The organism is Nocardioides pantholopis (genome assembly GCF_003710085.1).
Classification (GTDB): Bacteria; Actinomycetota; Actinomycetes; order Propionibacteriales; family Nocardioidaceae; genus Nocardioides; species Nocardioides pantholopis.
Map to the genome: position 1 here is coordinate 3,437,429 of NZ_CP033324.1, position 13,669 is coordinate 3,451,097.

Sequence of the window (13,669 nt, forward strand, 5' to 3'; positions counted from 1 at the left end):
CCTCCGGAACTGTCAGGGGACGGGGGTGTCGTGCGCGTGGATCCGCCCCTGGGTGGTACCCAACCGCTCCCCCGAGCCGCCCCAGCGCCCGGCGATGATCTCCGCGGCGATGCTGATCGCTGTCTCCTCGGGCGTGCGGGCGCCCAGGTCGAGCCCGATCGGGCTGTGCAGCCGGCCCAGCTCGGCCGCGCCCAGGCCGGCCTCGCGCAGCCGGTCCAGCCGGTCCTCGTGGGTACGCCGGGAGCCCATCGCGCCGACGTAGGCCAGGTTCGGCAGCCGCAGCGCCACCTCGAGCAGCGGCACGTCGAACTTCGGGTCGTGGGTCAGCACCGCGATCACCGTGCGCGCGTCGATCCGTCCGGCCGCGACCTCCGCCTCCAGGTAGCGGTGCGGCCAGTCGACGACCACCTCGTCGGCCTCGGGGAACCGGGTCGCGGTGGCGAAGACGGGCCGGGCGTCGCAGACCGTGACGTGGTAGCCGAGGAAGCTGCCGACCCGTGCGACCGCCGCGGCGAAGTCGATGGCCCCGAAGACCAGCATCCGCGGCTTGGGGGCGAACGCCCAGACGAAGACCCGCATCCCCTCGCCGCGCCGCTCGCCGTCCGGGCCGTAACCCAGCGTCGCGCTGTGCCCGGCCGCGAGCAGCCCGAGCGCGTCGTCGTGGACCGCGGCGTCGGCGCGCGGGGAGCCGAGGCTGCCGGCCAGCGGGACGTCCGGGCGCACCACGACCCGGCGCCCGACCCAGGCCGGGTCCGGGTGCTCGACGACAGTGGCCAGCGCGACCGGGCGGCCGGCCTCGATGTCGGCAGCGATCTCGCCGAGCTCGGGGAAGGTCTCGCGGGAGACCTTCTCGACGTACACGTCGAGGATGCCGCCGCAGGTCAGGCCCACCGCGAACGCGTCGTCGTCGGAGACGCCGTAGCGCTCCAGGACGGCCGCGCCGGAGTCCACCACCTCCTGGGCGAGCTCGTAGACCGCGCCCTCGACGCAGCCCCCGGAGACCGAGCCGACGGCGGTGCCGTCCGGCCCGACCAGCATCGAGGCGCCGGGCGGGCGGGGCGCGGACTGGAAGGTCGCCACGACCGTGCCGACGCCGACGGTCTCGCCGGCCTCCCACCAGGCCAGCAGCTCGGGCAGCACCTCACGCACCGGCGACCACCTCCATCAGCCGGGCGTAGGTGGCCAGCGAGTGGCCGGCCACGAAGTCGTCGACGTGCGGCAGCACCGCCAGGACCCCCTGCTGGACCGGCTCGTAGCCGGCCTTCCCGCGGTGCGGGTTGACCCACACCACCCGGTGCGCGACCCGGCGCAGCCGGGCCACCTGGGCGGCGAGCAGGGCGGGGTCGCCGCGCTCCCAGCCGTCGCTGAAGACCACGACGACCGCGCCGCGGGCGGTGCCGCGCTGGCCCCACCGGTCCAGGAAGACCTGCAGGGTCTCGCCCAGCCGGGTCCCCCCGGACCAGTCCGGGACGGTCTCGGCGGCGGCGAGCAGCGCCCGCTCGGGGTCGGCGACCCGCAGCGCCCGGGTCAGGTGGGTGAGCCGGGTGCCGATCGTGAACGTCTCCACCCCGGGCGCGGCCTGCGTCATCCGGTGCGCCAGCCGCAGCAGCGGGTCGGCGTACGCGCTCATCGAGCCGGACACGTCGACCAGCAGCACGACCCGCCGCGGGCGTGCGCCGCGGCGACGCCAGCGGATCTCGGCCGGCTCCCCCATCCGGCGCAGGCTGGCCCGCAGCGTGCGGGAGGCGTCGACCCGGCCGCGGGAGGCCGCGACGTGGCGCGCCGTACGCCGCCGCGGCACCCGGACCTGGAGGCCGGCGAACATCGCGGCGAGGCGCTGCCGCTCGGCGGGGTCGAGGGTGGCGACGTCGCGGTGGCGCAGCACCTCCTGGTCGCTGGCCGCGGCGCGGACGATCTCGTCGGCCTCGGCGTCCTCCCCCTCCCCGTCGGCGTCGGTCGCCGGCAGGTCGGTGTACGCCGGTCGCGTCGCCGGCGCCGGGCGGGACCGGGGCAGGTCCTCGGGCGAGCCGAACCACGCGCTGAAGACCTGGTCGTGGCGGGTCACGTCGTCGGGGGACCCGCACAGCGTCGCCCGCCCGGCGGCCCGGGTGGCGCCCCGGTCGCCGAGACCGACCAGCGCCACCGCGTCCAGGTAGGCCCGGGACCGGTCCGAGGTGACCGGCACCCCGGCCGCCCGGAGCGCGCGGGCGAACCCGAGCAGCACCTCGTCGGCCCCGTGCACGGTGCTCACGCCTTCAGCATCCGGCCGAGCGCCTGGCGGACCCGGTCGCCGTCCTCGCGGTACTTCACCAGCGCGCCGAGCGTGGCCGCCGTGCCGGCGAGGTCGAGCTCGGTGGAGCCGAGGTGGTGCAGCGCCCGGGCCCAGTCCAGGGTCTCGGCGACGCCCGGCGGCTTCTGCAGCCCGCCCTCGGCGCGCAGCTGCTGGGTGATCGCGACCACCTGGGCGGCGAGCACCGCCGGCACCTCGGGGGCCCGGGAGCGGAGCACGGCCACCTCGCGCTCCAGGCCGGGGTGGTCGATCCAGTGGTAGAGGCAGCGGCGCTTGAGCGCGTCGTGCAGCTCGCGGGTGCGGTTGGAGGTCAGCACCACGATCGGGGGCGTCGTCGCCCGGACGGTGCCGAGCTCGGGGATCGTCACCTGGTAGGTCGAGAGCACCTCGAGCAGGAACGCCTCGAACTCGTCGTCGGCCCGGTCGATCTCGTCGACCAGCAGCACCGCCGGGGCCTGCTGCAGCGCGGCCAGGACCGGGCGGGCCAGCAGGAAGCGCTCGTCGTAGAGGCTCTTCTCGGCCTCCTCCACGCCGCCGGCCGCGCCGGCGACGGCCTCCAGGGCCCGCAGGTGCAGGATCTGGCGGGGGAAGTCCCAGTCGTAGAGCGCCTGGGTGGCGTCGATCCCCTCGTAGCACTGCAGCCGCACCAGCGGCAGCCCGAGGCTCTGCGCGACGGCCTCGGCCAGCGCGGTCTTGCCGGTGCCCGGCTCGCCCTCGAGGAGCAGCGGGCGCTGCATCCGCAGGGCCAGGAAGACCACGGTGGCCAGCTCGTCGTCACAGAGGTAGCCGGTGGCCCCGAGACGCTGGGCGACCTCGGCGGCGGACGTCGGCTCCATGGGCCCCAGGCTACGTCGCCCACTGGCCCCGGTGGTGGGCAGAGTTCTCCAGTCGGCGCGCCGGAAGGCTGGCAATCCTCGGCGGTTGCTCCGGTCAGCGGCTGTCGACGTCCCGGCCGGTGGCCAGGTCACCGCACTCGACCGCGCGGGCGTCGTGCTCGGCGAGGTAGTCCCGGGCGCCGCTGTCGCCGTCGACGCTCGCGCAGATCGCGGCCCAGTGGTCGCGCCCGAGCAGCACCGGGTGCCCCGGCCGTCCGTCGTACGTCGCGCGCGCCAGGGCCGCGGGGCCGTCCGCGGCCGCCGCGACCCGGCGTACGACCTCGGGGGTGACGTCGGGCAGGTCCACGAGCGTGACGAGCGCGGCCGGGACCGCGGTCGGGGCCAGCGCCTCCAGCCCGGCCCGCAGCGACTCGGACATGCCCTGGGCCCACTCGTGGGCGACCACGACCTGGACCGTGGTCCCCGCGGCTCCGGCGACGCCGTCGAGCAGCGGCAGCGCTTCCTCGAGCGCGGCCCCGAGCACGACGGTGACCCCGCTGCACCCGCCGTCGGCCAGCACCTGAAGTGAGCGGCGCAGCCACGACCCGTCCTGGTCCTCCACGAGCGCCTTCGGCATCCCCATCCGGGTGCCGGCACCCGCCGCGAGCAGCAGGCCGTGGACGGCGACGGTCATCGGGCGAACGCGTCGTCGTAGAGGCGTTCCAGGTCCGGGGTGGCCGGGCCGGTGAGCCCGCACAGCGAGACCCGGCCGCCGGACGCGGCCACCAGGTAGCTGCGCCCGACCTGGAACGGCACGGTGTCGAGCAGCAGGTCGAGCTGCGCAGCGGGGGCCTGGACCTCGACCAGGTCGGTCTCGGGGCCGGCGAAGAAGGTGGTGGGGGCCAGCACCACCACGTCCTCGTCGACCCCCTGGACGGTCCCTTCGAACGCGAGCTCCTGGCGGGCGAGCGCCGCGGGGGTCGGCACCGCGCAGCGTCCCGGCGCGGCGGCGGCGCTCAGCTCGGTCACGTCCGCCCGGCCCGACGGCGCGCGGAGGGTCTCCTGGGCGCTCGGCAGCTCGGGCTCGTCGTCGTCGGCGGCGGTGACCGTGAACACCGCGGCTCCCGCGATGACGACGACCGCGGCTCCGGCGACCAGCCAGGTCAGGGGACCCCGGCCACGGGCGCCCTCGGTCGGCGCCGCCGCGCGGGATCGGGCGAGCCGGTCGACGTCGTCGGTCATCGTGGCCTCCAGGAGTCGGGCCGTCCGCTCGGGACCGGCCGGCGGGAGGGAGGACGCCGGGTCGGCGGCGCGCAGCCGGTCCCGCAGGCGGTCCTCGCCCGGGCCGGTGTGGTGCTCGTTCATCGACTCCTCCCCTCTCTCGACTCCTCATGTCCGGACACCGGCGCGCTCTTTCGCAGCTCCGCCGCGAGTCGCTGTCGGGCGCGGTGCAGCCGGATCGCCGCGGCGTTCGGGGTCACGCCGAGCACCTGCGCGATCTGCGCCGCCTCCAGCCGCTCCCAGGCCCACAGCCGCAGCAGCTCGGCGTCGGCGGGGCGTAGCGCCGCGAGCGCGGCGTCGAGCGCCCCGTCGCCGCCCGCGCCGTCGCCGCTCGGGCCGGGAGTCGCAGTGGCCGGCGGATCCATCGTGGCCACCTTGGCGGCGACCCGGCGCTGGCGCCGGGCGCTGCGCTCGGCGTTCGCCAGGCAGTGCCGCGCCACGGCGTACGCCCAGGGCAGCGGCTCGGCGGGCACCTGGTCCAGCCGTCGCCAGCAGACCAGGAGCGTGTCGGCGAGGACGTCCTCGGCGGTCGCGGGGTCGGTGCGCCGGGCCAGGAACCGCCGCAGCGGGTCCACCAGCCCCGGGGCGAGCTCCTCGAAGCGGGCGCGTCGGTCTTCCACGCTCAGGTCAGTACCCGGGTCCCGCTCCCTCACCCGGGCCCCGGGCCGCCGGCCTGGTTCGTCGGGCAGTCCGGGTTGGTGCACACCCGCTCGTCGACCGTGGAGTCGGCGTCTCCGACCACGCCGTCCGAGGGCCCGACCGGGCCGGGCTGCTCCTCGTCGGTCGGCGGCCGGTGGGCCCGCAGCCGGACCTCTCCCCCGCAGACGTCGCAGGGCTTGGTGTCGAAGTACATGGCTCGCTCCTCGCAGGGTCCGGGTCGAGCGCCACGGTAGAGGACGCCGGCCGGGTCAGCGGTCGGCCGGCTCCCAACCGGGACGGGGAGCGTGGCTGCCGAGCCGGGCGTCGCGGCTGCGGTAGACGATGTAGGGCCGGGTCAGGTAGCCGACCGGGGCGCTGAACACGTGCACGAGCCGGGTGAAGGGCCACAGCGCGAACAGCGCGAACGCGACCAGCGCGTGCAGCTGGAAGCCGAGCGGCGCCTCGGCCATCAGCGAGGCGTCGGGGTCGAAGGCCAGGAACGAGCGGTACCAGACCGAGACCCCCTCGCGGTAGTTGTAGTCACCGCCGATCGTGAAGATCGAGCCCGCGATCGTGTTCCACATCCCCAGCAGGATCGCCAGGCCGAGGAACAGGTACATGACCTTGTCCATGGGCGTGGTCGCGGAGAAGACCGGGCCGACGGTGCGGCGGCGGTAGATCAGGATCACCATGCCGACAGTCGCCGCGACGCCGGCGATCAGGCCGCCGACCACCGCGATGTAGTGGTAGAGGTGGTCGCCGATCCCGATCGCCTCGGTCCAGCCACGCGGGATCAGCAGCCCGATGATGTGGCCGCCGACGACCCCGAGCATGCCGAAGTGGAACAGCGGCGAGCCCAGCCGCAGCAGCCGGTCCTCGTAGAGCTGGGAGGACCGGGTGGTCCAGCCGAACTTGTCGTAGCGGTAGCGCCAGACGTGCCCCACCACGAACACCGTCAGGCACATGTAGGGGACGACGATCCACAAGAAGGTGTCCATCAGCGCGCTCCGGGGAAGGTCGGCATCGGCAGCGGGGTGGGTCCGGCGACGCCCGGTCCTGCGCTCGGCCCCGCGGCGGGCCCGGCGTCGAAGCCCGGCGTGCCGTACGGCGTGAGCCCGACCTCCTCCGCCGGCGGGCCCTCGGCGGCGAGCCGCTGGATGGCGCCGCGCTCGTCGTCCCCGAGCGGCGGCAGCGTCGCGGTGACCGCGGCGACCGCGCCCGCCCACGGCGACCCGGTCTCGGTCAGCGAGACCCGCAGCAGCTCCAGCCCGGCCCGGTGGTCGAGGACCAGCCCCCGGCCGGCGTCGGGGTCGACGGTGGCGGCGAACTCCAGCACCACGCACAGGTGGTCGGGCAGCTCGTCCTCCGCGGGGGCGAAGCCCGCCGCCAGGTAGACCTGCTTGAACCGCAGCAGCGCCAACCCCCGCTTGCGGGTGTCGCCGTGGGCGAAGTAGGTGAGGAACAGGTTGTGCCGGCGTCGGTTGTCGAAGGTCTCGACGTACTCCGCCTGCAGCTGCGCCGGCGGGGTCCCCGCGAGGTGCTCGAGGGTGCCGAGCAGCCGCTCCCCCACCGGGCCGGGCAGCGCCTGCGCCGCGCGCCGCACCAGCGGCAGCCGGGCCAGCGACTCCTCGTCGGGGTAGCCGAGCAGCAGCGAGGCCGACTGCCAGGCCCAGGTCAGCTCGTCGGCGCTGAGCCCGCCGGTACGCCGGCGGCGCGACGGCAGGCCGGGGCGTCTCATCGGTGGTCCGCCCCGCCGGTCAGACCGCCGGTGCCGCCGGGGCCGGTCGCCCCGTCCGCGCTGGTGTCGGGCGGGCCGGTGTCGGTGACCGGCCCGGGCCCGGAGGAGGCCGGTGGGAACAGGCCTTCCGGGGCGCCCTTGCCGTCCCAGTTCAGCAGGTTCACCCGCGACGGCTTGTCGGAGCGGGCCGCGAGGGAGTCGGAGGTCTGCCGGTCCTGGAGCATCTGGAAGTTCTCCACCGCGATCGGCTGGGCCGTGCCCGAGCCCTCCCCGAACAGCCCGCGCTGACCGCCCCCGTACTCCGAGACCGCGCACTCGGTGCCGAGCTCCTCCAGGGAGTGGGCCTGCTCGGCGTGCGCGGGCGGGACGACGTAGCGCTCGTCGTACTTCGCGATCGCCAGGAGGCGGTACATGTCGTACATCTCCTCCTCGCCCATCCCGACCGCGGCCGGGATCGAGCCGTCCGGCTCCCGGCCCAGGTTGATGTCGCGCATGTAGGAGCGCATCGCGGCGAGCTTCCTGAGCACCCGGTCCACCGGGGCCACGTCGCCGGCGGTGAACAGCTCGGCGAGGTACTCCACCGGGATCCGCAGCGCGTCGATCGCCGCGAACAGGTTCCCGCGGTCCTCCGCGTCGTAGCCGGTGTCCCGGACCACGTCGACGACCGGCGAGAGCGGCGGGATGTACCAGACCATCGGCATCGTGCGGTACTCCGGATGCAGCGGCAGGGCCACCCGGAAGACGTTGATCAGCGCGTGGATCGGCGAGCGCTGCGCCGCCTCGACCCAGTCGTGCGGGATCCCGTCCCGCTCGGCCGCCCGGGCCACCTCGGGGTCGTTCGGGTCCAGCAGCACCGAGCGCTGCGCCTCGTAGAGGTCGTGGTCGTCGGGCACCGAGGCCGCCTCGAGGACCGCGTCGGCGTCGTAGAGCACCAGCCCGATGTAGCGCAGCCGGCCGACGCAGGTCTCCGCGCAGACGGTCGGGAGGCCGACCTCGATGCGGGGGAAGCAGAACGTGCACTTCTCGGCCTTGCCGGTGCGGTGGTTGAAGTAGACCTTCTTGTACGGGCACCCGGACACGCACATCCGCCAGCCGCGGCAGCGGTCCTGGTCGACCAGCACGATGCCGTCCTCGGTGCGCTTGTAGATCGCGCCGCTGGGGCACGAGGCCGCGCACGAGGGGTTCAGGCAGTGCTCGCAGATGCGGGGCAGGTAGAACATGAACGTCTGCTCGAACTCGAACTTCACCTTGTCGGCGATGTTCTTCAGCATCGGGTCGTGCTCGGCGGTGGCGGCCGAGCCGCCCAGGTTGTCGTCCCAGTTCGAGGACCACTCGACCTTCATGTCCTTGCCGGAGAGCAGCGAGGTCGGGCGGGCGACCGGGGTGTGCTCCTGGGCCGGGGCGTCGGTGAGCGTGGAGTAGTCGTAGGTCCACGGCTCGTAGTAGTCCTGGATCGAGGGCATCTTGGGGTTGGAGAAGATCGTGGCCAGCTTCTTCCACCGGCCACCGGCCTTGAGCGCGAGCCGGCCGCGCTTGTTCAGCTCCCAGCCGCCCTGCCACTCCTCCTGGTCCTCGTAGCGCCGGGGGTAGCCCTGGCCGGGCCGGGTCTCGACGTTGTTGAACCAGACGTACTCGGTGCCGGTCCGGTTGGTCCACGCCTGCTTGCAGGTCACCGAGCAGGTGTGGCACCCGATGCACTTGTCGAGGTTCATCACCATCGCCATCTGGGCCATCACACGCATCAGTACTGCACCTCCTGGCTCCGCTTGCGGATGACCGTGACCTCGTCGCGCTGGTTGCCGGTCGGGCCGAGATAGTTGAAGGCCCAGGCCAGCTGGGCGTATCCGCCGATGAGGTGGCTGGGCTTGACCAGCAGCCGGGTCAGCGAGTTGTGGATGCCGCCGCGCTTGCCGGAGGCCTCCGCCAGGGGCACGTCGACGAGCCGGTCCTGGGCGTGGTGCATGTAGACGGTGCCCTCGGGCATCCGGTGCGAGACGATCGCCCGGGCCACGACCACGCCGTTGCGGTTGACCGCCTCGATCCAGTCGTTGTCGGCCACGCCGACCTTGGCGGCGTCCCGGTCGCTCATCCAGATCATCTGGCCGCCGCGGGAGAGCGCGAGCATGAACAGGTTGTCCTGGAACTCCGAGTGGATCGACCACTTGTTGTGCGGGGTCAGGTAGCGCACGGTCACCCCCTCGACCGCCGGGCTGCCGGACCCCGAGCCGTTCGGTCCGGCCACGTCGCCGATCGGGGGCTCGGCGAACAGCGCCGCCATGTTCAGCGGCGGCCGGAAGATCGGCAGTCCCTCGCCGAGCTCGCTCATCCAGTCGTGGTCGAGGTAGAAGTGCTGGCGCCCCGAGAGCGTGTGCCACGGCTTGAGCCGCTCGACGTTGATCGTGAACGGCGAGTAGCGCCGCCCGCCGCTCTCCGAGCCCGACCACTCCGGGGACGTGATCACCGGGACCGGCGCGGCCTGGGTGTCGGCGAAGGTGATCTGCTTGCCCTCGTGCTCGGCCGCCAGGTCGTGTAGCTCGAAGCCGGTGCGCTGCTCGAGCTGCTTGAACCCCTGCACGGCCAGGTGGCCGTTGGTGGTGCCGGAGAGGCTGAGGATCGCCTCGCACACGTGCACGTCGCGGGACAGCACCGGCCGGCCGTCCGCGGGCCCCCCGCGCACGGCGCCGTTCTTGGCGCGCAGGTAGTCGATCTCGCGGGCCAGGTCGAAGGTCACGCCCTTGGTGGTGGCGCCGAGCTTGTCCAGCAGCGGGCCGAGGGCCGTCATCTTCGCCAGCACCGCGCCGTAGTCCCGCTCGACCTCGACCAGCTTGGGCATCGTCACGCCCGGCACCGGCTCGCACTCCCCCGCCTTCCAGTCCCGCACCACCCCGTGCGGGTTCGCCATCGCGTCGGGGGTGTCGTGCATCAGCGGGACCGCCACCAGGTCGCGGCGGGTGCCGAGCCGCGGCCCGGCCAGCTCGCTGAACTTCTCCGCGATGGCCTTCCAGGCGTCCCAGTCCGTGCGGCTCTGCCAGGGCGGGGCGATCGCGGGGTTGAACGAGTGCACGAACGGGTGCATGTCGGTGGTGCTGAGGTCGTGCTTCTCGTACCAGGTGGCCGCCGGCAGCACGACGTCGGAGAACAGCGTGCTGCTGGTCTGGCGGAAGTCCAGGGTCAGCAGCAGGTCGAGCTTCCCCTCGGGGGCCTGCTCGCGCCAGACCACGTCGCGCGGGCGCAGCTCCTCGGGGGTCTCGGTGGCCCGCAGCGAGGAGCCGGCGCCGAGCAGGTGCTTGAGGAAGTACTCGTTGCCCTTCGAGGACGAGCCGAGCAGGTTGGCCCGCCAGATCGAGAGGATCCGCGGGAAGTTCTCCGGGGCGTCGGGGTCCTCGTTGGCGAAGCGCAGCGAGCGGTCCCGGAGGCCAGCGACGACGTGCTCGACGGTGCTGCGCCCCACGGCGGCGGCCTCGTCGGCGAGCTCCAGCGGGTTCCGGTTGAAGGTCGGGTACGACGGCGACCAGCCCATCCGTGCGCTCTGGGCGATCACGTCGGCGGTGCTCTTGCCGGCGAGCTGGCCCTTGCCGGTCCGGGCGGCGAGGGTGTCGGCGCCGAAGTGGTCGTAGCGGAACTGGTCGGTGTTGAGGTACCAGTACGCCGTCTGGATCATGTTGCGCGGCGGCCGGCTCCAGTCCATCGCGTTCGTCACGTGGTTGAAGCCGGTGATCGGGCGGACCTTCTCCTGGCCCACGTAGTGCGCCCAGCCACCGCCGTTCACGCCCTGGCAGCCGGTCAGCGTGGTGAGCGCCAGCATCGCGCGGTAGATCGTGTCGGAGTGGAACCAGTGGTTGGTCCCGGCCCCCATCAGGATCATCGACCGGCCCCGGGACTCGGCGGCGTTGCGGGCGAACTCGCGTCCGATCCGGGCCGCGGCCTCGCCGGGCACGCCGGTGAACCGCTCCTGCCACGCGGGGGTTCCCGGCGCGTCGGCGTCGTCGTAGCCGGTGGGCCACTCGCCAGGCAGGCCGGGACGGCCCACGCCGTACTGGGCGAGCATCAGGTCGAAGACCGTGGTGACCAGGTGGCCGTCGACGGTGCGGACCGGCACCCCCCGGCGCAGGGTGCCGGCGACTCCGTCGGGGTTGTCGAAGCGCGGCAGCTCGACGACGACGGACTCGCTCGCGCCGTCCGCCAGCGTGAGCCGCGGGTCGACGCCCCCCAGGTCGAGGTTCCACCGGCCGGCGCCCGACGCGCCGAAGCGGTGCCCGAGGCTGCCAGGGGGGACCACCGGCTCGTCGGTGAGGGCGTCGATGAGCACGGTCTTGAACGCCGCGTTCTCCTCGCTGCGGTGGGCGGCCAGGTCCTCGGCGGTGAGGAACTTGCCGGGCCGGTAGGACTGCGCACCGGTGTCGGGGTCGGTCACGAGGTCGACGCGGACCAGGAACGGCAGGTCGGTGTAGCGCTTGGTGTAGCCGCGGAAGTACGGCGTCTCGGCGTCGACGAAGAACTCCCGCAGGATCACGTGGCCCATCGCCGTGGCCAGCGCACCGTCGGTGCCGGGGTTGGCTGCGAGCCACTCGTCGGCGAACTTCACGTTGTCGGCGTAGTCGGGCGCGACGACGACGACCTTCTGGCCGCGGTAGCGGGCCTCGGTCATCCAGTGCGCGTCGGGGGTGCGGGTGACCGGGACGTTGGAGCCCCACATGATCAGGTAGCCGGCGTCCCACCAGTCCCCGGACTCCGGCACGTCGGTCTGATCGCCGAAGACCTGCGGGGAGGCGACCGGAAGGTCGGCGTACCAGTCGTAGAAGCTCAGCATCGAGCCGCCGAGCAGGTGCATGAAGCGGGACCCCGAGCAGTGCGAGGCCATCGACATCGCCGGGATCGGGGAGAACCCCGCGATCCGGTCCGGCCCCCAGGCCGCGATCGTGTGCACGTGGGCGGCGGCGACCAGCTCGACGGCCTCCTCCCAGGTCGCGCGGACCAGCCCGCCCTTGCCGCGCGCCGCCTTGTAGGTCCGGGCCCGCTCCGGGTCGCCGACCACGTCGGCCCAGGCCCGCACCGGGTCGCCGCCGTGCCGTTCCTTGGCCTCGCGGTACATCTCCAGCAGCACCCCGCGCACGTAGGGGTAGCGCACCCGGGTGGGCGAGTAGGTGTACCAGGAGAACGCCGCGCCGCGCGGGCAGCCGCGGGGCTCGTACTCCGGACGGTCCGGGCCCGCGGAGGGGTAGTCGGTCTGCTGGGTCTCCCAGGTGATGATCCCGTCCTTGACGTAGACCTTCCACGAGCACGACCCGGTGCAGTTGACCCCGTGGGTGGAGCGCACGACCTTGTCGTGGCTCCAGCGGTCCCGGTAGAAGTCGTCGGCGCTGCGGCCGCCCTCCTTGGTCAGGGTCCGGCGGTCCGCGGAGACCCGGCCCTTGGTGAAGTAGCGGCGGGTGCCGACCAGGGCCTCGGTCAGCGAGCTGTCCAGCCCGGCCTTCGCGTCGGGCTCGGACCCGGTGGAGCGGGTGCGGTCGGGGTGCGTGGTCATGCGTGCGCCAACTCCTTCGTACGACGGACGACGGTGACGGTGAGGAGCAGGGTCAGCGCCGCGGTGATCGCCAGCAGCCACAGCCCGATCGCGTAGGAGTCGGTGCGGCCGTAGATGTAGCCCATGAGCAGCGGCGGCACGAAGCCGCCCAGGCCACCGGCCGCGCCCACGATCCCGGTCACGCCGCCCACCCGCGCCGGCTCGGCGGCCTGCGCGATCAGCCCGAAGGTGGCACCGCTGCCCATCCCGAGCGCGGCCGCCATCACCAGGAACGCGACGGTTCCGATCCCGTCCAGCGGCGGGTTGCCCGCGGTGATCGCGGCACCCACGGCCACCACGGCGTAGGTCGCGGCCAGGACCAGCACCGGGTCGACCCGGTCGCACAGCCAGCCGCCGACCGGGCGCATCAGCACGGCGACCACGACGAAGCCGGCCATCCGGTTCGAGGCGTCGGCGGCGCTCAGGTCGTGGGCGGTCTGGAGGTAGGCCGGGAGGTAGACCGAGAACGCGACGTACCCGCCGAACGCCACGGCGTACAGGATCGAGGCCTGCCAGGTGATCGGCAGCACCGCGTTGGAGCGCAACCGCTGGGCCAGGCTCGTGGTCGGCACCTGCCGGTCGGGGGCGTCGCGCAGCACCAGCCACGACACGACCGCGTAGACCGCCAGGACGGCCGCGGTGATCAGGAACGGCGCGGTCTCGTCGATGTTCTCGTAGATCTTCACGGTGGTCAGCGCGCTGATGGCGGTGCCGCCCATGCCCATGCCGAAGATGCCGGTCGCCAGGCCGCGCCGCTGCGGGGGGAACCAGGCGTTCACGAACGGCACGCCGACGGCGAAGGCGGTGCCGCCGATGCCGAGGAAGAACCCGCCCACGAGGATCAGCGCGTAGGAGTCGATGGCGACGAACGCCAGGAAGAGGATCGGCACGATCGTCGCCGCGGAGACCAGGGGGAACATGATCCGGCCGCCGTAGCGGTCGGTGAGGGCGCCGATCCAGATCCGGCCGAGCGAGCCGACGACCACCGGCACCGCCACCATCAGCGACACGTCGGACTCGCTGATGTCGCCGAGCGTCCCCTCCTTGCGGAAGAGCGGACCCAGCGGGCTGAGCAGCGCCCAGGCCCAGAAGTTCAGCGCGAAGCCGAGGGTCGCCATCGCGAGCATCACCCAGGGGTTGCCCACTCGGCCGTGCGTGGACTGCTCGCTCATCGCGCCTCACATGTGTTCCGAGTCACACGTTGTGGGTTTTCACCATGACAGAGAAGCGGGCGAAGGTCACGGGTGCCCCGAGGGCGCAATTCCAACCCTGGCGGGAGATCCGGCGGGAAACGCAGCAGGGCCCCCGCCGAAGCGGGGGCCCTGCCGGGTACGACGCGGAGG

At 73.6% G+C, this 13,669-nt stretch carries 12 protein-coding genes; all 12 read right to left on the reverse strand.

Translation table 11 applies throughout. The annotated features are described in order from the left end of the window. Window positions 1–12 precede the first annotated feature (12 nt). The 12 genes from EBO35_RS16520 to EBO35_RS16575 all read right to left on the reverse strand — a co-directional run bounded on the left by EBO35_RS16520 (window position 13) and on the right by EBO35_RS16575 (window position 13,498). Entirely contained in the window at window positions 13–1,149 is a 1,137-nt protein-coding gene (locus EBO35_RS16520; RefSeq protein ID WP_122818696.1) for an XdhC family protein, read from the reverse strand. Next, window positions 1,142–2,251: a vWA domain-containing protein gene (locus EBO35_RS16525; protein WP_164478003.1), complete on the reverse strand. Its 1,110-nt coding sequence runs from the start codon at window positions 2,249–2,251 to the stop codon at window positions 1,142–1,144. Before EBO35_RS16525 ends, EBO35_RS16520 begins: the two co-directional genes overlap by 8 nt. Further along, complete coding sequence (locus EBO35_RS16530; RefSeq protein ID WP_122818697.1) at window positions 2,248–3,126, reverse strand: AAA family ATPase; 879 nt, start codon at window positions 3,124–3,126, stop codon at window positions 2,248–2,250. Before EBO35_RS16530 ends, EBO35_RS16525 begins: the two co-directional genes overlap by 4 nt. Before the next feature lie 94 nt (window positions 3,127–3,220). After that, window positions 3,221–3,799 carry a nucleotidyltransferase family protein gene (locus EBO35_RS16535; protein WP_122818698.1) on the reverse strand — a complete coding sequence of 193 codons (579 nt, stop codon included), beginning with the start codon at window positions 3,797–3,799 and terminating at the stop codon, window positions 3,221–3,223. Next, complete coding sequence (locus tag EBO35_RS16540; RefSeq protein WP_122818699.1) at window positions 3,796–4,470, reverse strand: hypothetical protein; 675 nt, start codon at window positions 4,468–4,470, stop codon at window positions 3,796–3,798. The genes EBO35_RS16535 and EBO35_RS16540 overlap by 4 nt, the downstream gene beginning before the upstream one ends. Next, window positions 4,467–5,006 (reverse strand): RNA polymerase sigma factor, encoded by a 540-nt coding sequence (locus EBO35_RS16545; protein WP_122818700.1) that lies wholly within the window; start codon window positions 5,004–5,006, stop codon window positions 4,467–4,469. Before EBO35_RS16545 ends, EBO35_RS16540 begins: the two co-directional genes overlap by 4 nt. 29 nt (window positions 5,007–5,035) lie before the next feature. Then, window positions 5,036–5,239 carry a hypothetical protein gene (locus EBO35_RS16550; protein WP_122818701.1) on the reverse strand — a complete coding sequence of 68 codons (204 nt, stop codon included), beginning with the start codon at window positions 5,237–5,239 and terminating at the stop codon, window positions 5,036–5,038. A 55-nt stretch (window positions 5,240–5,294) separates the two neighbouring features. Then, a complete protein-coding gene (gene narI, locus EBO35_RS16555; RefSeq protein WP_122818702.1) occupies window positions 5,295–6,023 on the reverse strand; it encodes a respiratory nitrate reductase subunit gamma in 729 nt (242 codons plus the stop codon). After that, a complete protein-coding gene (narJ, locus tag EBO35_RS16560; protein ID WP_122818703.1) occupies window positions 6,023–6,763 on the reverse strand; it encodes a nitrate reductase molybdenum cofactor assembly chaperone in 741 nt (246 codons plus the stop codon). The genes narI and narJ overlap by 1 nt, the downstream gene beginning before the upstream one ends. Continuing rightward, window positions 6,760–8,505: a nitrate reductase subunit beta gene (gene narH / locus EBO35_RS16565; RefSeq protein WP_122818704.1), complete on the reverse strand. Its 1,746-nt coding sequence runs from the start codon at window positions 8,503–8,505 to the stop codon at window positions 6,760–6,762. The genes narJ and narH overlap by 4 nt, the downstream gene beginning before the upstream one ends. After that, window positions 8,505–12,287 carry a nitrate reductase subunit alpha gene (locus EBO35_RS16570; RefSeq protein ID WP_122818705.1) on the reverse strand — a complete coding sequence of 1,261 codons (3,783 nt, stop codon included), beginning with the start codon at window positions 12,285–12,287 and terminating at the stop codon, window positions 8,505–8,507. Before EBO35_RS16570 ends, narH begins: the two co-directional genes overlap by 1 nt. Further along, window positions 12,284–13,498 (reverse strand): nitrate/nitrite transporter, encoded by a 1,215-nt coding sequence (locus EBO35_RS16575; protein WP_206422585.1) that lies wholly within the window; start codon window positions 13,496–13,498, stop codon window positions 12,284–12,286. The genes EBO35_RS16570 and EBO35_RS16575 overlap by 4 nt, the downstream gene beginning before the upstream one ends. Window positions 13,499–13,669 lie beyond the last annotated feature (171 nt).